The sequence below is a fragment of the Leucobacter viscericola genome (assembly GCF_011299575.1).
Lineage (GTDB): Bacteria > Actinomycetota > Actinomycetes > Actinomycetales > Microbacteriaceae > Leucobacter > Leucobacter viscericola.
This window is the reverse complement of record NZ_CP049863.1, coordinates 2,209,421-2,231,466: the sequence shown is the minus strand read 5'-3', so window position 1 is coordinate 2,231,466 and position 22,046 is coordinate 2,209,421. Positions and strand designations below refer to the sequence as shown.

Here is a 22,046-nt window from a genome sequence, read left to right as displayed (position 1 = left end):
GACAACCGGCCTGCCTCAACGACTCCGTTTAACCGTCAACTCAAATAGACGGGTCCGCCCGATGCCCTTCGTAAATCGAGTGGTGTCACGATTCGCAGGAGCCGAATAAAGCACACTCGCGATTTTGCCTACTGCCGAAAAAGCGCCGACTCCAACAGTCTGCATTTTCGTCCCAGTCAAAGCAACATCAATTCTATATGCATCATCAAGAACATATTCATCATAGTATTCCATGAGCAAGTCATAGGTAACTTTGGCATCCATCGCACCTGCAGACCTCAAAACACCGTTTTGCCCTGAAACCAGATAGTCACTAATCATGCCGATCGCACGACTTTCTGCTCCTTTCGGCGCTGTCGAGTGAGTCGTCCGCACCCCAATAATTTTATCCGCCGAGATACCTCCAAGGATCGCATCAAGTCGGCGATACTTCAGAGTTACGAATGCAATTAAGAGTGAGCGAAGCGATGCATCAATCCACGGCTCCCCAATTGTCACAGACTGAAACGAAGTGCCCTCCCCAGGCGTAATCGCATCGAGGCCCCTTAATCCCTCTGGGAACTTTCCTGAGTCAAGTAGCTTAAGCATTGGGCTGAGTTCTTCCGGTGCAGGGAAATACATTTTTGCCGCACTGTGCACAATAAAGAGCCGATGCCGGGACCTAAGAACCGTATTCGTGAAGCAATAAATTAGTGGCTTGGTTAACCCGGAGACATCGACAATTACTGGACCTTCCGGAAACGACTCGACAAGTTCTTCCACCATCTTGGAAGGATCCCGAGCGGTATCCACATCAAAGTGCTGGATGCGCGACGAGAGTTTAGAGCAAGCGGTCTCAATATCGACAGCATTTCCAGCCTCTGCATACCTCGCCAGCACCAACGATCCGACACTCGTCACTCCTTGCTTAGCAAGCATCTCAAGCGACTCAGACGCCCTGTCTTCAAATCCAACAGCAGCTACGAGAGTTGCGCTCGCCCAGTTGAGCGTGTCCGGCCCGATGGGCAGTTCATCAATTGCGACATTATTGGCCGTGCGCGGTGCGCCAGACTTAGCCTCGTCTCCTTTATCTTCAGCGAAACTCTTATCATCAAACAAGGTCGGGGCGGGGGCCGCTTCAAGTTCGAAAATTGACTGACCGGGCTGAACGTCTAGTAACTCCTCTTCGTCATCCAGAATCTGCGGCAACCAACCGTAGGCCCCACTGTCACTGGAACCGCCCAAAGACGTCAAGATCTCTGAAGTAGGTTCTTTAAGCCACTTCGGAACGTCTTCCCCGTTGAGCTCGAACCGGTCGCGATTACTGAGCGGCATGCCATGATATAGCCCAAATAGTTTTCGAAATCTCAGGGCAAACTGATAGATGGGGTCACCCTCAATCGTCTTAGAACGCTGCCTAAACCCGATGATTATGTAAACACCCTTGTCCACCAAAGCCATAAGTCTCTGGAAGGCCGATTTATCACTGCTATCAATTTCAATAAAGATGTCAGCATATTGGCGGATTCTTTCCCGCTGCACCAACTCCTGATAACTTGCGCTAGCAAACGCGACACTGTGATTGAAGTACCAGGCATCATCAACTTCAAGCTTCACTAGGGAAAGTAATCGCAGACGACCTTCGTCAACAAATACGCGATGCTGATGCTTCGGGCTAACTTTTTCAGTCGGAGAAACATCTGTGGTCATCTTGTGGAAGATCTGAAGGACATCACCTATGTCGCCCACACAGACTGCAGCCAGAGCCGAAAGCCCATGGTAATAACTCTTTCTACCCGGAGAATCCTCAGGCCCTGAAGTCCGAATTGCCTCAGCAAGAGCACGAAGACTCTGGTCGCCCAACTTGGCTTTTGCGGATATCGAGAGCTCTCCGCCCACCAGCCTTTGACGACGATCTAATATTTCCGCTAAGAATCGGCTGCCTTTTCTTCCAGACAGCGCCTGGAGCACTCTTTCACCAAGATCAAACACCTGATAGTCGCGACCTTCTAGCGCCCGTTCTCCACTTGGTGAATGCAAAACCTGCGTCTGCGTTTCAGTACTGATCTTGAACCCAAAAGTCTCGCTTTTCAAGCAAAATTGCGTAAGCAGGTCTGTAAGATCTTCTTCACTCACAAATCTCTTACTTACATCATCAAGAAGGAAAAGCACGGTTTTACTTTCCCAAATATCAACCAACGAGCGAATGCCCTTCGCAAGTTCAGTGAACGCCTCCAATGGCACGAATGCACGTCGGACGTGATCGGGCACATCTCTTTGTATGGCTTTGCTTAGTTCCAACTCAACTTGATGGAAAGAAGCAGCATCACCCTTAAGCTCGAAAGTCGGGACCGTCGCCTTAATCAACTCACATAATCTGTCCATGGCTTCGGGTTGGATTTCACCTAGATTGTGCACCTCACAGGTAAGTGCCGCCCTGACCGCTTCACGTGCGTATGCAAGGTAAAGCCTCTGCAGCGCACCTCGTCCGACCTGTTCACGTGGAGCACGGAGTAAATAGGCGCAGGAGACGAACAGGCCAAGATAACTCTGCTCTTCAAGTCTTACTCTCGCATCATTCTGGTTCTCACCCCGGTTGAGAACAGCATGTGCAGACCATTCAAGAGAACGAAGCAACATCGTTTTACCACATCCGCGCATTCCTACAACCAGCTGTGGTCCAGCAGAAGTCATTGCCTTCGTCCAAAGCCCGTCAGGGTCATGGATCAACGTTTTGGCATATGCAGGTGGCAGAGTCTGCGCGTTATAGTGGTCCTGGACTGACTGAAACTCAATAGGCCGATACTGTTCGGGGTTTACGGAGAGCGTGTAAGCTCGTCTAACCTCATGGAGCATATCTGAAGCCGTTGAACGGCGTGATTTCCAATCAACCTGGGCATAGGTTTGCGCCACTTTACGCAATTGCGCTGAAAGTCTCACATCGCTGGGGACAATCTCCGATGAGGAAACTGAGTCATCAAACCTATCTAAAAGACGATGAATTTGGCTAGAGATTTGTTCGAGGTCGCTAAATCGTTTGGGGGCAAAGTCGGCCCCATCCGTCTTTGCCGCGCTACCTATATCAAATACCTTCACGGCTATCGACGGGTCAATAGCTCTTCGCCTTTGATTCTCCGGAGCCAATTCGACAATTGCCGCGTTGCCACCGTGCAGATCATTATGATAAATTCCCTTAAGTTCGAGCTTTTCACTAAGAGTTAAAAGATCCTCTGCTACCTGGGCAATCGTTCTTGGCGACAAAATGTCACCTTTAGAGTAGTAATGATCGATGGTCTCACCTCGTACTAGCTCCATCTGGGTCCAGAAGACCTCGAGCGGTACACCACCAAACTCTTCAGTATCTCCACCCCACTCAATAATGTGAGCAATCTCAGAGATCTCTTGTAGAGCGACGTGGGTTTTTGACTCGTTCTCGAAATCGCGACGCTCACCGTAGCCACCTCGCGCTTCGCAATTTGGATCCGGTGGCTCGTAGACACCTTTGGGAGTGACCTTCATCACCGTGGCAACTCCGGTACGTGGGTTTCTGACACGATACGAAACCGCATAGAACCCTCGACCAAGTTCACTTTCTACGATTAGTCCATGAATAGTCTTCGGAGGATTCTGGCTCGGAAAATCAAAACGCCTCCCGCATTCCTTGCAAAGTTCCTCAGGAGAGAAACCCTTCAGGCGCGGGTGGAAGAAACAGATGTATTCCATGCAGCACCTCCTTTCGACTCGATCGATTGTTCTTCAGCCACTAGCCTGTAGCTCTGCGAGATACCTTGACACTCATCTTGGAGAAAACTAGAGTTTCTACTTCTTACAACTGCCAAGGGTTCTCCTTCAGCGACCAGAGTGCCACTCATTGCCAACAGTTCAATCCCACAATCATCCGAAAACCCAACGGAGACAGCACTTCTGTTCTGATAAGAAAGCAGAACTGTTCGGATTGCAATCAAATCCCATCGAACTACCCCGCCTGCAGACGCATGCACCACCGCAAACGAATGTGTGAGTTGCGTGTGCTTGAGATACGTTTCAAGCGTCGACAGGCCTTTCGCCCCTTGCGCCTTAAGATGCAAATCTAAGGTTCCCCTCAAGCTGCCACTTGTCGGTACCCTGTCGAGCCTGCCCCCGCTAGCCACATTTGCTAGTTGAAGACAGTGCGCAACGTGGGGAGCCAACAAAGTCTTTGGCTCGTCGTTCACAAATGCAAGGAGCCCTTGAAGTGCCTCCCGTCGTCCGATGAATGGTTGCGCAGGAAAGTCTTCGCCACTGATCACACACGTTATTTCAATATCCAGGTACTTTGCAGTGTCAATAAGTAGTTGAGAATTTTGCGAGGCCCTCAGCGCATCGGACCCGAAATTTCCACCCGGAAAGGTACGGATGTCAAAGACAACGCGGGTCAAACCAGCCGCTACCTTCTTTGCTAGAAGACTGGCGACAACCAAACCTGGGACAGCCTGAGCTCCCCGAATTTGACGGGCATCAAAAAGCAGGCTGTCCTCTGGGGCAAACTCACCAGTTGATCGCGTGTTTCCAAAGTTCGATTTTTTGACCGCATGTTCGAACTCTCGGCGAGAAAGCTCCGTTCGGTAGCCCGGAAGAACTCCGAGTGTATCTAGAACTCCCGCAGGTCGGCCGGGTACTCCGATTTTGGGAACGGGAATGCCCCATGCAGCAAGAATTAGGGTGGAAGAAATGTCGTTAGACTTGCGGGCCCGCCGGTCGAAGCAACATCGGTAGCACAAACATCTTTCTCTAGAACTACGCCGGAAGTAGCTAATCGCATTGCAAGCGAAGCAATCATTTCAATGGGTGGGGATTGCGAAGCAGAGAGCTTATCGATTGCTTCTATGCACCATTGGGGAATCGACGCCAAATGCGTATTCATGTGCACATCGTATCGGGAAAAATTGGCACCATTACTTCCCTTAGCTTCGAATCAAGCTGGCAGACATCGAAGTGCCAACCAACAGGCATAGGTACTAAGGGCCCATATTTCCCAATTCTGCAAATTGACACAAGGTACTTATCCTTCAATATCTATTGGGTCACGGCAACCAAACAACTGTCGATACGCAGTACCTCTGGAGTGACGCACAGCATAACGCAGCGCATTAGTAAGGAGTTCCTGAGCGATCAGATACACCGCCGTTTGTAGGTTGGGTGCGAGAGCCGAAGTGACACTCTCCCGTACAAGCACCACCGACAAGTGAGCGGCACAAAACCCTCGACGAGATTCTCGAGCAGAGGCACGTTGTAACCGGAGTCGTCGAGCGAACCGTCAAGCTTCTCGTCGCTCGTGCGGAGTACACCGATGATGATCCGCGTCTCAACGAGCGCACCCCTGCCCTTCATGGCGAGGTGTTCGAGCACCTCCGCTGACTACTCAGGGTTTGGGTACACGCTCCGCCAGAGCACCGTCAGCGAGAGCTGTGCGCCTTTCCTGACGTCCGACCAAGAATGATCATAACCTAGCACGATCGGATCAATCATCGGCCGCGCAAAGAGTGCTGCTGCGTCAAAGATGAGCGCTTCGCCCTCAATCGAAGCAGTAGCCATGAACACTCCCTGCAGCCTAATCTCGACAAAGCCTCAAAGGACTTCTGCCGAATTTCGATCCTGATTCCCCTCAAGGTAACGCAGAACCGCCAGCACTCGACGGTTTCCGTCGGCAGGCTGAAGTCCGAGCTTGGTGAAGATGTTTCCAATGTGCTTCACCACGGCCGTCGGAGTGACAAATAGCTCGCTCGCTATCTGTTCGTTCGTTCGTCCCGAAGCAAGTAACTCAATAACGTCACGTTCCCGAGAAGTCAGAGCGGTCAGCTCGCTCGCTCGCTGCTCCTTCAGCATTGCGCGAACAACCTTGGGGTCGATAACGACACCTCCATCCGCGACGACTTGCGCCGACCGCAGGAATTCATCAATACGCCCGATACGGTCTTTCAGCAAGTAGCCAGTTCCTCCCTGCTCCACCTGCTCAGAGTCTGTCAGCAACCGGATAGCGTATGCATCGCCGATGAACTGAGAGAGAACGAGGATCGGGAGTTCCGAGTACGACGCGCGTATTTTAAGAGCTGCGGCCAGTCCGTCATCCGTGTGAGTCGGCGGCATGCGCACGTCAGTAATAACAAGATCGACCTTGCCATCAGAATTCATCCACCTCTCAATCGAGCACTCCAAACTTGGCCGATCAGAGACGGCTTCCAAAACCTCGTGTCCGAACTGGGGCAGCAGCGCACAAAGCCCTTCCCGAAAGAGGACGTCGTCCTCGGCCAGTATGATCCTCATTGATGTCACGGACCCTTCGAGTCATTTGCTGCAGAGCTAGGAACACGTACTGTGAGCCTAGTTGGCCCTCCTGGAGGACTGGAGAGGCTGAAAGAGCCGTCGAGAAGTTGAGCTCGTTCTTGCATTCCGATAATTCCTGTACCCACGAAGGGATTGGCACCGCCTTTACCGTTGTCACTGATCACGAGTTCACTCTGGCTCGCGGTCACTGAAAATTCAATGTCGACCTCGCTAGCGTTGGCATGCTTGGCGATATTATTGAGCGCTTCTTTCGCTATTTGCAGTAGCGAGTACTCGGCTCCGACAGGGAGCCGCAGCCCCTCAGCTCCTTCAACCCGAATGCTCATCGGAAGGGTCCGGGACACTTCGCGAATTGCTGAGACCAACCCACTCTCCTGCAACGTACGTGGGCGGAGGCTTTTCATTGAGTCGCGGAGCGCATCCATCGACATCTCGTTCTCCGAGCGCACGGTTTCAAGGATCGCCAGGCACTCGTCGGCGTCATCCTGCGTTCCCCGCGCACTCTGAAGCCGGTGTTCGAGAAGCCCTAAGTGGAGCGCAGCAGTGGAAAGACGTATCTGTGCACCATCGTGGATCTGCCTTTCAAGATCACGCAGACGAGTATCGAACTCATCTTGAATGAGCGCATTGCTGCGCGCGAGTTGCGCGACTTGACGCTGCAAAGCTTCAGGCCGCGGGGAGAGCATCTTGGCAGCAATGGAGCTAAGCCCCAACGCAATGCCTGACGTGGCATACAGCACCAGTAGCAAACTGAGCAAAGCGAGTGGAATAGCCCAAACCAGACTGCCACTAGTCACCTCACCGAGTGGCGAAGGCGCGTCATTCACAGCATTGACGAACAAAATGACTGGGACCAGACCCCCTGTCGCGAAAAACGTCCATGCAAGACTCAAGAGGCCAAACGCTGCGATTGCAATGACGAGATGGATCAACTCATAACCACTCTCACGCCACGTTATCGGCTCCGCAAGCTGCGCTCGCACTCGATCACCGAAACGCTCAAATGGCGCCCGCACTCTCGCCTCTTGTATGCGCTCACGGCCCAGAAGTGTCACTGTTCGTCGGTCAATATGAGCCAACACCGCACCCCACAGAGGGATCAAAAAGACCGTTGATACGGCAGCAACACTTATCGGGGCGAGGAGGATGCACACACCAACATAAAGGGCGGCACTGTACGGCCATCGAGAAAGAAGGAATCGCCAGGGGGTCAGCCTAATTGCGCTCGCGAGGCTCATTCTGGTCATGCAACCACCTTATGATCCATTTCAGCCCGCCCACCGAAAGGTATGGTTTTCAATACCTTGCCAACTACTTTTCCATAGTGCCAGTTTGTCCCTACGGTGGTTGAATGACAAGCATGAATTCCAAATTTGCAACGGTGCAATCAGAGTCTCTCGTCAAAACGTTCGGGGGGCGTAATGGCATACCTGAGGTGCAGGCGCTACGCGGGATCTCCCTCACCATCGCGTCAGGCCAGATGGCGGCAATCGTCGGTCCAAGTGGGTGCGGAAAATCAACTCTCTTGTACGCCCTCTCCGGGCTTGAACGACCGACTGCAGGGGAAGTGCGTATCGAGGGTGAGGACATCACCTCCATGAACGATGAGCGGAAGGCCACCCTTTACCGCGAAGCAATGGGCTTCGTGTTTCAGTCCTTCAATCTGGTCCCGTCACTCAAAGCTCGCGAGAATATCGTCATCTCTGATCGTCTCGCTGGCCGTCGCGCTGATCTTGCACGAGCCGACTCGATTCTTGTATCTTTAGGCCTCGCTGAAAAGGGCCTGTCCGAAATATCAAGTCTCTCGAACGGACAGCAGCAGCGGGTTGCGTTGGCACGAGTCCTGTATGCACAGCCGCGTATTGTGTTCGCTGACGAACCTACTGGAGCCCTCGACTCGACGAATGCACGAACCGTGCTCGACCAGTTGCGCAGCTATGCAGACCTTGGTCACACCGTTGTCATGGTCACTCACGATCTGGAAGCCGCTTGCAGAGCAGACACCGTTTTCGTCATGCGCGATGGCCTAATCACCCACTCGCTGATGCGCCCTTCAGCAGAGCAACTGCTCGCTTTGGTGAGCGAACCCGAAGCGAGGAATGGCAAATGATTCGTGTAGCCTTCACAACTCTTCGCGCTGACTGGCGACTCTGGATCGGTCCAGTCATTGTCGTTGGTAGCACTGCGCTACTCCTAACACTCGTGGTGACATATTGGTGGTCACTCGGCACTCCTCAAGCGGAATCCACGCTAGCAACCCTCGGTCGCTCCTTAGATGAGGTCCGTGCGTCGTCATACATGCTCTATGTTGTCATTGCGCTCTCAGTTGTCATCGTGCTCGGCTCAAACACCGCCGTCACCATTCGTGCACAGAGATACCAGATCGCCACTCTGCGACTGGCCGGCGCTCGCCCCCGCCAAGTGCGAGCCGCCATCACGCTTCAGGTCCTTGCCGTATCGTTCGTGGGTACTTTCCTTGGGTATTTTCTCGCCCTGCCACTTGTCCAACCGGCCACGGATACTCTCACCAGAATGTCCACCCGTACGGATACTCACATCACTGCCGTTGCGGATGGTGTTGTCTTGTTGTTCACACTCGCTTGCACACTCGTCGTCTGCTGGCTTGCTTCGTTCCGTCCAGCTCGCATCGCAGCCAAGACTCCGGCCGTAGCAGCAGTACGCGACGAACCTCAGGCATCAAAGAAAATGGGCGTGGTTCGGTGGATTGGGTTCGGACTTGCCGTCTCGATGGTTTTCATGATCCTGATCGGTGCAATCGCGTCGGTATTCTACGTTTCATCACCGGGTGAAGCCTTCGCTGCCGGAGCAAGCAACTCAATCACCCTCGGCATCACATTGGCAGCCACGTTCGGGTTCGCAGCACCTCTGATGATCCCCGCGATCATGCGTCTTTGGACGTCCATCGTTCCGCCGACCCGACCAGCATGGTACCTTGCCCGCCAATCGGCGTTCCATCGTTTTGCACTGTCTTCAACCACCATCGTCCCGCTGACCGTCGGGTTCACACTCTTTGGTGTCATTTTTGGATCCATCGCGACATGGCAAACTGCACTAAACATCACCGGCATAAGCGAACCGCTCAACACACTGGACACTTATGTTGTGCTGACCCCTGTGGCCGTAATCACTGGCGTCGGCAGCGTCACAAACCTGTTCATGACCGGACGGGATCGTCAACGGGAACTCGCCCTCACAAGAACAGCTGGAGCCCGACCGGGCACCCTGCGTGCACAAGTCGCGCTTGAGGCTCTTATCTATGTCGTTACTGCTGGAATCGTGGCTCTCATCGCAACCATCGTAACGGTGCTCACCCAGAGCGTCACCTACGTACTCAGCGGCGGACCATTTGCTCCCAGCTTGGACCTCACCCAGTTCGCGTTACTCCTTCCAGTCGCCTATGTAGCCATGCTCCTTGTCGTCGCATTGCCCGCCTATTCAGCCAGCCATAAGGATCTGAGATCCGCTCTCACCCCGGCTTGAGTTCAATCCGAGAAGGAATGAAATGATGACACAAACAGAAGCGTCGCAAACGCGAGTCAAGAGCTGGTCAACACTCTTCAAGTTCATCACGCCACATTGGCGAGCCATCGTTGGTGGCATGATTCTCGCTATATCAGCCGCGGCTGTCTCATTGGCCCAACCACTCATAGTCCAGGAACTCATCAACCAGGCGCAAGCGACAACAAGCATTAGCGTGACTCTGGTGCTGATTGGCGTCGGCCTCGTCTTCGTCGCAGCGGCCCTTCAATATGGGCAGGCGCTGCTGATGGGACGTGTCAGTGAAGATGTCGTTGTCGGAGTTCGAACCTCATTGATCGGCCGTATGCTTCGTCTGCCAATAGCCGAGTACCACCACCGAGCACCCGGCGACCTTGTAATTCGCGCCACCAACGACACAAACAGCATCCGTACTGCAGTCGCAGCGGGTTTTGTTGACGCGGTCGGTGCGGTCCTGACGGTTGGCGGTGCAGTTGTGGCGATGTTAATCATCGACCCGCTACTAACAGCAATCGCGCTCACGGTTCTGCTGGCCACCGCGTGGGCCGTTCAGCACGTGGGTTCGCGTCTCCAGGCCGCAGCCCACGCCTATCAGTCGGCGGTGGGTCGCATTGGCAGCCTTATCGACCGCGCTTTGAAAGGCGTCACCACGATCCGCGCCTTCAACGCCACGGACCGCGAGGAGGCATCTATTGTTGCTGCCGTTGACTCCACACGAGGTGCGGGCATCAAGCTTGCCCGCGCGGCCGCCCCGTTCGCACCTATGAACTACCTCAGCACTCAGCTACTTCTGATGGTTGTCTTCGCGATAGGAGGAATTCGTGTCGCTTCGGGAGAGCTATCAATCGCAACGTTAATCAGCTTTGTGCTCTTCCTTATGATCATGGCCGGGCCACTTGGACAGGTGATCAGCGCCGTCGCAGCAATGCGAATGGCAGCAGGAGGGACACAACGCATTCAAGAGATCCTCGATTGCCCAACTGAAGGCCAAAGCGACAGCAACATGAATATGTCTCCCCGACTGTGTACGCCGCGACAGCGTCCCCCGAGAATACAGTTTAATAACGTCAGTTTGTCAGTCGCTGACCGTCAAATACTGACGGACGTATCAATCGAAGCCGAGGCGGGCTCGATTACCGGAATCGTCGGTGCCTCCGGTGCAGGTAAGTCAACGCTCTTCTCGCTCCTTGAAAGGTTCGACGAACCATCTAGCGGATCGATTTATTTTGATGGTGTCGATATTTCAACTTGCTCCCGTGAGAGCCTTCGGAGTCAGCTGGCATACGTGGAGCAAGGAGCTCCGATCTTGACTGGATCCGTTCGCGACAATCTCACCCTGGGCGCGGGCCCGGTGGGCGACGAAGCTTGCTGGGCGGTGCTGGACATGGTGCGTCTGGGCTCGATGCTTCGCACGCGACAGGGCGGACTCGATACCCGAGTCGGAAATTCCGGAGTAACTCTCTCAGGTGGCGAGCGGCAGCGACTTGCGATCGCGCGTTCTTTACTCGCGCAACGGAGTCTTCTGCTTCTCGATGAACCGACCTCGGGGCTTGATTCCCTCAACGAAAGAATACTCAACGATGTGCTGAGAGACCTCCGCCGCACCATGACAATCATTTTTACTAGCCATCGAGCTGCCGCAGTCGGCATCGCTGACAGCGTCCATGTTCTGGAACAAGGACGAGTGACTGCAACCGGCCAGCCAGAAAAACTGAAATCCGAGAATGCCTACTACCGTGAACTGCTCGGAATGGGGACATCCGCATGAACAACAAGACTCTCCCCATTGACCTTCGGCGTTCGGCGTGGGTGGCCGACACACAAGCCTCGTTTGTCGATGAGTTTCTCGAAGACAACAATCGTCGTGTCGACGAAATCATGGCCCTATCTCGCGAAGAAAGAGAAGGCATCAATCCGCTCTTCCTTGACCCCACCGCACCTATCGCTGCTCCGCTCTCACGCATCGGCGAATGGTTCTACACTCTCGCACAGCTACCTAACCGTGAGAACGTTACCTATCTTAGAAAATGTGCTGCAGAAGGCACGGATGTGCTGCCAACCTCACCATCAGATCTTGCGGCTTTCACCGAGGTCTTCGACGTTGCATCCGAAGTCTCTGCCGCACGGGCCGCTGGGGTAGGAAACGTCGATGTAAATCTTTCCGGGACGCACTTGCTCTATCAGCTGGGTTACGACAACGCTGACCGCCAAGATCTGTTCATCCGGGAAGTGGCGACTGGCGCATCAAAACTCTTAGCTCGGGGTATCGTTCCAGGAGCTCTCATCGGGGATGAGGAAGAGACAGCTTTTTATCTAACCAGTGACAATGGCGGTCGTCCAGATCGATTGTGGCATTCTCGCTGCCTGGATGGGGAGTGGCTACATAGAGAGATCCTCCATGAGCCCGACTTAACTCGTCGGCTCGCGATCACGAGGACTCGAAGCCGCAGATTCATCGTCATTCATTCCTTTGACAAGGAAAGCGGTCAAGTCTTTATATTCGACACCCTGCAATCGGAAGAGGGTGACCCCAGGCCAATACGGACGGCCCGAAAAGGTGTTCGGGTCACGTTAGAGCACTCTTTCTGGGCCAACTCCGATCAACTCATCTTTCTCGAATCTTCCCAACAGATCGATCGCATCACGGCATCTGAGCTCAATTGTCCCGAGATCTCCCAAGAACTCTGGCGAGGTGCAGCTGGATCAATCGACGCAATAGACGCATTCGCTTCGTCTCTCGTACTAACCCATCACACGAAGACCAGTCGGGTCATTAGCGCAGCTGCCATCGATGCCATGGGGCCACAGCCTTTTGCGCCCATCGCTAAAGGGCCGCTTCTCAGTGTGTTAGGTCTCGTTCAGAACAGCGACTGGCATGCCAGACAAATCTTGTATGGCCTCGAATCCCCCACAGAACCTGGTGAGCTACATCACTTTGATACTTCGACAGGAACATGTCAGGTCATTCACTCACCAAGCCTCGAGTCTCAGCGATCTCTGAGCGTGCGTCACCAAACCTTACAAGCCATTGCAAATGACGGGGTGCCCATCCCCATCACGCTCTTAACTCCTAGCGACCACAAGGGCCCTACACCACTGGTTCTCCGCGTCTATGGAGCATATGGAGCAACCGCTCGAAGCCGCTACTCCCCCTCCACTCAATGGCTGCTTGATAACGGAATCTCAGTCGGCATTGCCCATGTCAGGGGTGGAGGTGAGCAGGGTCCTTCCTGGCATCAAGCTGCGACAAGGGAGCACAAGATACGAAGCGCTACTGACTATGTCGCTTGTGCTCACAAGCTCATCGCCGCTAAACACACAGAACAAGGATGGATAGCCGGCGAAGCCGATAGCGCAGGCGGGCTCACGCTTGGAGCGGCACTGAATAACGCTCCAGAGATCTTCGGCTGCGTGTTACTCCGTTCACCCTTCCTAGATCCGGTTGGAACAATGAGCGATCCTCTTGCGCCACTAACTACGACGGAATGGGCCGAGTGGGGTAACCCCAGTACCGAACCTCACATTCTTCGAGCGATGAAGCTGTACTCGCCTTTGGAAAACATCCGAGATGACGTCACATACCCTCCATGTTTCGTGACAACCAGCAAAAATGACTCGCGCGTAGCGTTTCATGAATCCGCACGATGGGCTGCCCGACTGCAATTCGCTGGAAACTCGGTGCTCCTAAGGACTTTTGGGTATGGAAGCGGACACCTAGGTCCGATTGCGCCGGCTGCCCGCCTCAATCATTCTGTATTCGAATACCAGTGGATTCGGGATCAACTCCGAGAAGCACAATCCTTAACGAACAGGAGTAATCATGGATGAGCTCGTTCCATATATGAGAGCGCACCCGCTCTATTTCGTCGACGAGTCCTATGAACGCGACACGACTCGAAGGTTCATCGCCGAGCTACCGGGTTCTTGGCAATTGCACTCTGGATTTCACTGGACATCTTGCTTCGCTCCAAATCAGACGTTACTGCGGCAGGGATGGAAAATCCACGTCAGTGCCGTCATGAAAAACGCTCAAGAAATTCTCGAGATCGTCACTTCCGAGTGCATTCCTCTCAGCGTAAGCTTCAAATTTCTGCCTTCGGAGAAACGGCTCCATGCCCGAAATAGCATCAGTTGCCCTCGAGAACACGCTGGAAAATTCATTACATGCTACCCGTCGGAGTCTCAGCTTGGCACCCTGCTTGAGCGCCTTGAGAAGCGTCTCTCCAAGTTCGATGGTCCGTACATCCTCAGTGATCGTCGGTGGGACAAAGCGCCAATTTACCTGCGCTATGGTTCCTTCAGACCGGATGATGGTCAGGACATCGACACCGCAATCTACTTGCATACGCCGAGCGGAGAACGCGAGACAGACACGCGTTCCGTAGGGTTTGAGGTTCCATCTTGGGCAGCAATACCAGGAGTGCTGGCGCCTTGGTTGGAGAGAGAAGAAGATTCAGAATCGGACGTCGATACGTTGCCGTTCGACATCACTTCGGCTATACAGTTCTCAAACTCCGGCGGTACATATAGAGGCACAGCTCAAGGTAGAGCTGCGATTATCAAAGAAGGCAGGCCCCATGCAGGGTGGGATGAGCGAAATCGCGACGCCGTTGCCAGACTGATCGACCACGCTGCTGTACTAGAAGAACTTTCCGGCAAGGTTCCTGTGCCTGCCATCTTCTGGTCGGGTCTGTTATGGGAACACTATTTCGTTGCCATCGAATCGATGCCCGGCAAACCCTTGAATCAGTGGGTAACCGATAACTATCCAGGTTACGTAGCTGACGGGGAAACCCTTCCCCGGTACTTCAGAGATGCAACAACCGTGCTGAACAATCTTGTACAAGCGGTTACCAATATGCACGGGGAGGGGTGGGCGCATCTCGACCTCCATCCACGCAATGTCCTTGTAGCAGATGATCTTACGGTCGGGTTGATCGACCTTGAGTGCGCGCGGAGAGTTACGGACGAACTATTCATACACGATATTGCTGCACCAGGATTCCGTGCTCCCGGAAAGTGCACTCCTGAGGAGATCGACCGCTACTGCCTCGCCCAGTTCACAGCGTACTTGTTATCACCGGCCGTCGAACTCAGTGATCTCGTCCCCGACTATCGCGAACAAGTCTTGGACTTCGCTCCCGGACAACTCCTCCAAGACCGAGCTCAAGCTTCTAGCTCAAAAGAGATGGAGTCCGTAGGACAATTCGTCGAGCATGCCCGCACTGCCATCACGTCCCTCGCGCCTATTCCTTCCCATGGAGTAGAAGCGCGACAAGGTCTCCGCCGACGATTTCTTATTGCAAACGAGATGCCTTTGGCTGATCTACCGTCTCAGCTCGCAAAAGGCACCCAATCCATGCGAGACATGGTTCCTAAACGGTCCTATCCAGTCCACCCGTATGGCCTGCAACAGCCCAACAGGGGTCTTGCCTACGGTGATTTCACGATCGATGTGCTCACTCGATCACGTTCTGAATCCAACCAACCCGAAGTTCCTACTCCAGAGTTTAATCTTCCTGGCGCACCAGTGGGCCTGTTCACCGGAGAGATCGGAGATCTCATCATGAACGACATACTTCGCGGCCCTGCCGCAACGGATGAACATCTGCAGCACAATGCCGGTCGTTGGCTATCTGCCCCCGGGAAACGAGTCTACGACGGACGGCCCGGTGTGTTACTAGGCCTCGCTCATCTACTCGCAAATCGTCCTGAACTTGACACCTCTGCTCGACGCAACAGGATACTCGGTGAATCGCTCCGTATCGCGGCAGAATACCGTAGCGATCCCGCACGATTTGCTCCGCTCGGTGCAGACAGGCCGATGCTCGGCAATCATCCGGATAACCAGAACTCTGGCCTTTTTTATGGGCACCTCGGAATTGCATGGCTAGCCACCGCACTCCAACGGCTGGCACCTGATGAAGCGTGGGTTGAACTAGTCCAACATTCGCTTAAGAACGAACTTGGTGGATATGTTTTCGATGACCGCTATGAGACTCTGCAGCTACGTCAAGGTCACCGCCAGCTCCCCTACCTTTCCATGGGCAGCGCAGGTTTCGGGGTTGTGATCAATGAATGGGACAGGACCGACCTTCCCGAAGAAATCATCAGCAAGGCCCCTGCGCTCTACCAAGCAACGGCTGGAACTATGTCCATGTTTCCTGGTCTATTTAACGGATATTCAGGCCTTCTCGTCGGTCGCGCTGGACTAGCGAGGTTCATTGATGCGTCTCCCGTCACTACCGAACATCTCGAGAATGCGCTGAACCTCTACCTACTCGCTAGCGATTCAGGACTTCATGTCGCCGGCGATGCGGGGGTCAGGCTCACTACGGATGTCGCCTCTGGTAGCGCAGGGCTGATCCTGGCCCATGACTCACTATCACGAAGCGACTGCCAAATTCTTCCCCGCCCGGCTAGAGAGTCCACAACTCCCATTTCCGCAATCAAAAGCCTGGTGTCCAGCTCGACTGGACACCGCCCAAACTTCGGGTAACCGCTCGAAGAAATAACAACCGAAAGGACACACCATGTCAAAGCAGATCCTGGCCCTCCAGACAATGAAAACCGAAACCCCTCAGAACTCCGGCAATGACGCCCTCAAGGGCAGCTTCGTCAGCGTCGGCGGCTGCAACGGGTGGGGCAGCAGCCTCCTCAGTATCGGCGGCTGCTACTAAGCGTCCTCCTCAAGGGAATCTGGGCATCGGTCAACGTTGACCTAGCTTCTACCCTTCTCCCGAGTCGCCTTTGGCGCATCTCCAACATTTTCGGGCAATTCGCCCAAAGCAGTACATATTGAAAGGACACACCATGTCAAAGCAGATCCTGGCCCTCCAGACAATGAAAACCGAAACCCCTCAGAACTCCGGCAATGACGCCCTCAAAGGCAGCTTCGTCAGCGTCGGCGGCTGCAACGGGTGGGGCAGCAGCCTCCTCAGTATCGGCGGCTGCTACTAAGTAGCGACTTCGAGGCGGGGTAGGCCAGCCGGCCTACCCCGCCTTGAACTTCCAGATAATAGTTCCGCCAGCACCATCCCTGCAAAACCACCTCAATAGACACCTGAAGGCATCAGATAATGGCCACGGAAGTGACCACACCGTTGAGATATGGATAGTTTCCTAGCCATTAGCGGGAAACCCACTACGCGTTCTCATGCAAAGTAACCAAATACCCATCCAAATCAGCAAACGTAAACATCGCCCCAAACGGCCCCGGCTCAACCCCACGCACAATCTCAGTACCGGCAGCCGCAAGTGCGTCGTGCAGGTCCTGCACCGCATCGCAGTGCAGCCAGAGCGCCACTCCAAGACCCGGTCGCGAAACCTGATCAAGATCAACGCCAGGCAGCGGCTCGCGCACTGCGAACGGAATCGGAGTAGTCGCAAACACCACAGCTCCGGGAGGCGAAGCAGGCACCCGACGCAGCCCGAGCTTGGTCTCGTAGAACGCTGCGGCACGCTCGAGGTCGCGCACCTGAAGGGCAATAAAGTCTGGTCCGGTGACGGTCATGATAATCCTTTCAAAACGCGAATGTCAGCATGCTGACATGACAACTATATGTCAGAATGCTTACATGGAGCAAGTCAGCGCACCCCTGGGATCGATGATCGGCTATCGACTCAAAGAAGCGCAGTCGGTACTGCGATCCCGCATGGACGAGGTGCTGCGCGAGCGCGGCCTCACCACACCCCAATACATCTGCCTCGAAGTGCTCAGCCGCATGCCGGGCGCCTCCAACTCAGACCTTGCGCGCGGCGCCTTCGTCACACGGCAGACCATGAACACCCTGCTGCGCGGCCTTCAGGATCGCGGGCTCGTTGAGCGAGCAACAGAAGCTCAGGCCGGGAGAGCACTCCCAACAACACTCACGCCAGAAGGCAAGCAGCTCCTCACCAGCGCGGCAGAAGCGGTAGACGGCGTCGAGCAACAGCTCGTGAGCAGGCTCAACCCGCAGCAGCGCGAAGATCTGCAGCACTACTTGACGGAGTGCATCGAAGCACTCCGCGACTGAACCACAGACCCAAACACGACGATTCAGCACAACGCCCCAAGAGCACCCCAAACCACACACGCACACCAGATCGCCCTTTACGGAGAAGCTTTTCCCCTTCACGCACGCACCCCCAGCGGCACACTGATTAATGAATTTGGCTTACGGGGATCCGTATCGAGTCATTGTCCACTAAAGGGCCGACGTCTTACGGTAAGTGATATCTGAGGGCATAACCACGGGTTCATGACGGTCACACATTAAGACCGCGGAGCCGAAGTTCTTCAGATGCACTCGAACACCGCGGTCGAGCCTGGGCCTCCCGCGACCAATGTGAGAGCGCCCAGCCTTCTCAATCTGTCTACCTGACGACACAGAGTAACACTGCTCTGCGCGACCGTTCTGAGTGCTGCATAGATGTGAGTTCGCAAGCGCTGCGTTCTCGACTTAGAAAGGGATAACCAGGTGACTAACAACCTTAAAAACAAGCGCTGGCGCGGCGCAGTTGCGTTGCTCGCAGCTTGCGCAGTCGGCGTTGTCGCGTTCGCGGCTCCCGCGGCAGCAGCACCGCCCGCACAGATGATCGACACCTCCAAGAAGGGCTCGATCACCGTCACGAAGTTCTCGACGCCCGACGACGAGCGCCCCACCACCGAGGGCAACGGCAAGCCCGGCTTCGTACCCTCCGCTAACTCAACGCTGCTCGACGGCGCAACGTTCGAGGTGTTCAAGGTTGGCAACGCCGCCCTTGACCTCACCAAGAACTCCGGCTGGCAGTACCTTGAGGGCCTGATCTCGAACGTCGGCGCAAACCCGACCGCAGCGGCCATCACGGGTGCGGGCGCTACGCTCACCACCCAGGGATCCAAGGTGACCGGCGCAGACGGCACCGGTGTTGCCAAGTGGAGCAACCTCGACATCGGCGCTTACTACGTTCTCGAGACCAACGTGCCCGCTGGCCACAAGGCTTCGGCACCGTTCTTCGTGACGATCCCGATGACCGATCCCGACAACCTCAACACGTGGATGTACGACGTTCACGTCTTCCCGAAGAACATTCAGGACGACACCGCAAAGGTGCCGCTCGACACCGACAAGTACACCGTCGGCCAAGAGCTCACCTGGGAGATTCGCACGACGATCCCCGGCGACGGCACAAACGACGTCAAGATCATGACCGTCACCGATACGCCGAGCGCAATGCTCGACTACAAGAGTGTGACCATGCAGATCGGTAACACCTGGCAGAACCCGATCGGCACCAACGTCGCGCTGAGCACTCCGGCCGACTTCACCGTTGCTGTTGATGGCCCCACCCGCAAGATCTCTGCAACGCTTACCCCCACTGGCCTCGCAAAGGCCAACGGAAACAAGGGCGCCACGCTGCTCACTCGCGTGCTCACCGAGGTCAACGCAAGCTACCCGGGTCAGGGTGTACTCGAGAACACCGGTGGTGTCATCACCAACAAGCCCGGCTCCGACACTGAGACCGAAGAGTCAGCAACTCCCCCGTCTATCACGAAGTACGCTGACGTGAAGGTCGAGAAGATCAACGACGCGAAGGAACTGCTGAACGGCGCCGAGTTCGACGTGTACTACTCGCACTCAGCAACCCCCGACTTCTCACTCGTCGGCAACGCCACAACCGGCTTCGTGAAGATGGACGGCGTCACCTGCATCATGGGTGCTGGCAGCAGCTGCGAGTTCAACGTGCGCTTCTCGGACTTCGCCGAGAACACTCAGCTCGGAACAACCGACGCTCGCTACAACTACTACTGGCTCGTCGAGACCAAGGCTCCTAAGGGTTACGAACTGCTCGCAGAGCCCTGGGGCTTCACCGTCACCAAGGACAACGTCAACCCGAGCTTCCAGCTCACCAACCCGGTTCAGGTTGTCAACGTTATTCGCGGCGCAGGCCTCGAACTGCCCTTCACCGGTGGCGCCGGAACGGTCGCCTTCCTGGTGGTCGGTATCGCACTGCTCGCCGGCGCAACGTCGATGATCGTTATCCGGTCACGTCAGCGCAAGGCTCAGGCGTAACAACCGGTACCCGACCCTAGCGGCCGGGCACCAACCTGGCCGGTGTGGAGCAATCCGCACCGGCCAGCACACATAGGTGGTTGGAGAGGGGGAGAATCATGAACGCCACGGCACCGACGATGGAGCGCACGGCAGCACCGCGTGGAGCGGCCACGCCTACGAAACAGCAGCCCACTGGGCGGCTTCACCGCGTGATGGTCTCTGCCATCGCCCTCGTGGGAGTTCTCGTTCTCCTCTTCCCCACCATCTCCAACTGGTTCTCTTCGCTCGACTTCAAAGACCAGCGAATCAACTACGAAAAAGCGGTCGACGAGATCGATCCTGAAACCCGCGCACAACTCTTCTCTGCCGCGCGCGACTACAACGCGCACCTTCCTGGCGGACCGCTGCGCGATCCCTACATGCTTGATGGCTCGGGCAAGACCATCGACCTCCGCGACGACAACGAGAACTACTTCAACCAGCTGAGCATCGGTGACGGCGGGTCCATGGGCTGGATCGAAATCCCGCGGATCAACGTTTCTCTGCCCATCAACCACGGCACCGACGCGAAGACTCTGGATAAGGGCGCGGGGCACCTGCATGGTTCCGCTCTTCCCGTGGGCGGATCGTCAACACACTCAGTTGTGACCGCGCACTCGGGCCGTGCGACTTCAAAACTCTTCACGGATCTCGACAAACTGAAGAAGGGCGACGTGTTCTTCTCAGAGGTATTGGGAGAACGTTTTTACTACCGGGTCGACAACATCGACGTTGTCGAACCCGTGTACTCGGGCGACAAGCTGCGGCAGGTCGTCGGCAAGGACTACATGACGCTGCTGACGTGCACACCCACGGGTGTGAACTCGCACCGCTTGCTCGTGCGCGGAGAGCGCATCGACGGTCCCGAGGCCGAGTCAGCGCTGAAGGAGATTCGAGCGGCTGACTACATCGCAGATTTTCCATGGTGGATTCCCGTGGTGGTGGGTGTTCCCATCGCCGTGTGGTTGTTACTTGCCGCGGCCGACAAGCGCTCGCGGCGCCAGAAGACTTCTCAACACGAACGAAGAGGAATTGCGGAATGAACGGGATCAGTTCAAAAGCATGGCGCAAGCGCGTGCTCGCGACGATAGTGAGCGCGACCCTTGCGGTCGGAATTGTGGGGGCAGACGTCTCTGCAGCGATCGCACAGGTCCCCGAGCCATCACCCAACCCGCAGACGGCGGTCGTTGACGAGGGCCCAAATGCGGCCGAGAACGGTGAGGGTGCAAAAGACGAGGCTCCCGCGACAGAGGGTGGCAACGCTGGCGAGGCCAGCAAGTCTGGCGAACCCGGCGGTGACACGGCACTAGCCAAGGAGACAACCCCTGAAGGTGCCGAGGCAGCCGTCGAAAACGATGATGCAGCCGCAGAGGATCAAGCCACTGCAGACGACCCCGACCTGCTCACGCTCGAGCCCTACACACCCGACGAGCTCAAGACCGACCCGTCAAAGCCGAGCGTCGTCAACCGCGCGACGGGCACCTGCCCGGTCGTAACCCAGGAGTTCGGTTTCGGTAAGGGCTCCAGCTACTCAACCAGCGACCGCCCAGAAGGGACCGTGCTCGGTTACAACGGCGTACCCACCGATCTCGGCACCGCCAACCAGCACTTCGTGTACTACCCGCTGCCCGACACAAGCACAGAGGTTGAGTACCCGACCGGATTCCAAGAGACAGTCTCTCTGTCGAAGTACACAAACGGCGACGCGGGCGATTTTGGTCTCGCAATCGACGCGAACGGCGCCGTGTGGGCTTGGGGTGGCAACCGCTACGGCCAGCTGGGCAACGGCACTAGTGGCAACACCAACTCTTATTCGGCATCTCCGGCGAGAGTGTCGACACTACCCGCGGGCGTGCAGTTTGTGCAGGTGAGCGCGGGCTCGGGGCACGCGCTAGCGCTGACAAAAGACGGCGATATTTACGCCTGGGGCAGCATCAATAACTACGGCCAGCTCGGGCAGGGTAATACGACCACGATCTCAGGCGGTCAGTCGCGTGCGCTCAAGATCAACGTGCCGGGGGTCAAATTCAAGCAAATCAGCGGCGGCTGGGACTACAGCCTCGCGGTGGACACTCTCGGCAACGCCTGGGCATGGGGAAAGAACAACAACGGTGCCACGGCCGGCGTCGGCACCGGGGCACTCCGACCAAGATTCCGGGTCTGAGCGGC

At 55.6% G+C, this 22,046-nt stretch carries 18 protein-coding genes; 11 read left to right on the top strand and 7 right to left on the bottom strand.

The features are described from left to right. Positions 1–15: 15 nt before the first annotated feature. From G7068_RS09810 to G7068_RS09785, 6 genes are all read right to left on the bottom strand, one after another. Positions 16–3,702: an ORC-CDC6 family AAA ATPase gene (locus G7068_RS09810; RefSeq protein ID WP_166291594.1), complete on the bottom strand. Its 3,687-nt coding sequence runs from the start codon at positions 3,700–3,702 to the stop codon at positions 16–18. Further along, positions 3,669–4,397 carry a hypothetical protein gene (locus G7068_RS09805; protein ID WP_166291592.1) on the bottom strand — a complete coding sequence of 243 codons (729 nt, stop codon included), beginning with the start codon at positions 4,395–4,397 and terminating at the stop codon, positions 3,669–3,671. Before G7068_RS09805 ends, G7068_RS09810 begins: the two co-directional genes overlap by 34 nt. 733 nt (positions 4,398–5,130) lie before the next feature. Beyond that, entirely contained in the window at positions 5,131–5,367 is a 237-nt protein-coding gene (locus G7068_RS09800; RefSeq protein WP_166291590.1) for a hypothetical protein, read from the bottom strand. 9 nt (positions 5,368–5,376) lie between these two features. After that, the gene (locus tag G7068_RS09795) at positions 5,377–5,553 is read right to left on the bottom strand and encodes a hypothetical protein (RefSeq protein ID WP_166291588.1); all 177 of its coding nucleotides are present in this window, start codon (positions 5,551–5,553) and stop codon (positions 5,377–5,379) included. Positions 5,554–5,586: 33 nt separating this feature from the next. Continuing rightward, a complete protein-coding gene (locus G7068_RS09790; protein WP_166293102.1) occupies positions 5,587–6,282 on the bottom strand; it encodes a response regulator transcription factor in 696 nt (231 codons plus the stop codon). Between the two features lie 5 nt (positions 6,283–6,287). After that, positions 6,288–7,550: a sensor histidine kinase gene (locus G7068_RS09785; RefSeq protein WP_166291586.1), complete on the bottom strand. Its 1,263-nt coding sequence runs from the start codon at positions 7,548–7,550 to the stop codon at positions 6,288–6,290. A gap of 113 nt (positions 7,551–7,663) precedes the next feature. Here G7068_RS09785 and G7068_RS09780 point away from each other — a divergent pair, with 113 nt between their 5' ends. From G7068_RS09780 to G7068_RS09750, 7 genes are all read left to right on the top strand, one after another. Continuing rightward, a complete protein-coding gene (locus G7068_RS09780) occupies positions 7,664–8,413 on the top strand; it encodes an ABC transporter ATP-binding protein (protein ID WP_205881269.1) in 750 nt (249 codons plus the stop codon). Beyond that, positions 8,410–9,804, top strand: a complete 1,395-nt coding sequence (locus G7068_RS09775; protein ID WP_166291584.1) for an ABC transporter permease — start codon at positions 8,410–8,412, stop codon at positions 9,802–9,804. The genes G7068_RS09780 and G7068_RS09775 overlap by 4 nt, the downstream gene beginning before the upstream one ends. Positions 9,805–9,829: 25 nt before the next feature. Next, positions 9,830–11,590, top strand: a complete 1,761-nt coding sequence (locus tag G7068_RS09770) for an ABC transporter ATP-binding protein (protein WP_166291581.1) — start codon at positions 9,830–9,832, stop codon at positions 11,588–11,590. Beyond that, a complete protein-coding gene (locus tag G7068_RS09765; RefSeq protein ID WP_166291579.1) occupies positions 11,587–13,650 on the top strand; it encodes a prolyl oligopeptidase family serine peptidase in 2,064 nt (687 codons plus the stop codon). The genes G7068_RS09770 and G7068_RS09765 overlap by 4 nt, the downstream gene beginning before the upstream one ends. After that, positions 13,643–16,321, top strand: a complete 2,679-nt coding sequence (gene lanKC, locus G7068_RS09760) for a class III lanthionine synthetase LanKC (RefSeq protein WP_166291577.1) — start codon at positions 13,643–13,645, stop codon at positions 16,319–16,321. Before G7068_RS09765 ends, lanKC begins: the two co-directional genes overlap by 8 nt. Before the next feature lie 34 nt (positions 16,322–16,355). Next, a complete protein-coding gene (locus G7068_RS09755; protein WP_166291575.1) occupies positions 16,356–16,502 on the top strand; it encodes a SapB/AmfS family lanthipeptide in 147 nt (48 codons plus the stop codon). 133 nt (positions 16,503–16,635) lie between these two features. Further along, positions 16,636–16,782 carry a SapB/AmfS family lanthipeptide gene (locus G7068_RS09750; RefSeq protein ID WP_166291575.1) on the top strand — a complete coding sequence of 49 codons (147 nt, stop codon included), beginning with the start codon at positions 16,636–16,638 and terminating at the stop codon, positions 16,780–16,782. A 184-nt stretch (positions 16,783–16,966) separates the two neighbouring features. On the opposite strand, the gene G7068_RS09745 is transcribed toward G7068_RS09750, so the two are convergent. Then, the gene (locus G7068_RS09745; protein WP_166291573.1) at positions 16,967–17,335 is read right to left on the bottom strand and encodes a VOC family protein; all 369 of its coding nucleotides are present in this window, start codon (positions 17,333–17,335) and stop codon (positions 16,967–16,969) included. Positions 17,336–17,399: 64 nt separating this feature from the next. Here G7068_RS09745 and G7068_RS09740 point away from each other — a divergent pair, with 64 nt between their 5' ends. The 4 genes from G7068_RS09740 to G7068_RS09725 all read left to right on the top strand — a co-directional run bounded on the left by G7068_RS09740 (position 17,400) and on the right by G7068_RS09725 (position 22,041). Then, positions 17,400–17,837, top strand: a complete 438-nt coding sequence (locus G7068_RS09740) for a MarR family winged helix-turn-helix transcriptional regulator (protein ID WP_166291571.1) — start codon at positions 17,400–17,402, stop codon at positions 17,835–17,837. A gap of 444 nt (positions 17,838–18,281) precedes the next feature. Then, a complete protein-coding gene (locus tag G7068_RS09735; protein WP_166291569.1) occupies positions 18,282–19,856 on the top strand; it encodes a SpaH/EbpB family LPXTG-anchored major pilin in 1,575 nt (524 codons plus the stop codon). Between the two features lie 98 nt (positions 19,857–19,954). Then, positions 19,955–20,920: a class C sortase gene (locus tag G7068_RS09730; RefSeq protein ID WP_166291567.1), complete on the top strand. Its 966-nt coding sequence runs from the start codon at positions 19,955–19,957 to the stop codon at positions 20,918–20,920. Next, positions 20,917–22,041: a hypothetical protein gene (locus G7068_RS09725; RefSeq protein WP_166291565.1), complete on the top strand. Its 1,125-nt coding sequence runs from the start codon at positions 20,917–20,919 to the stop codon at positions 22,039–22,041. Before G7068_RS09730 ends, G7068_RS09725 begins: the two co-directional genes overlap by 4 nt. Positions 22,042–22,046: the final 5 nt, after the last annotated feature.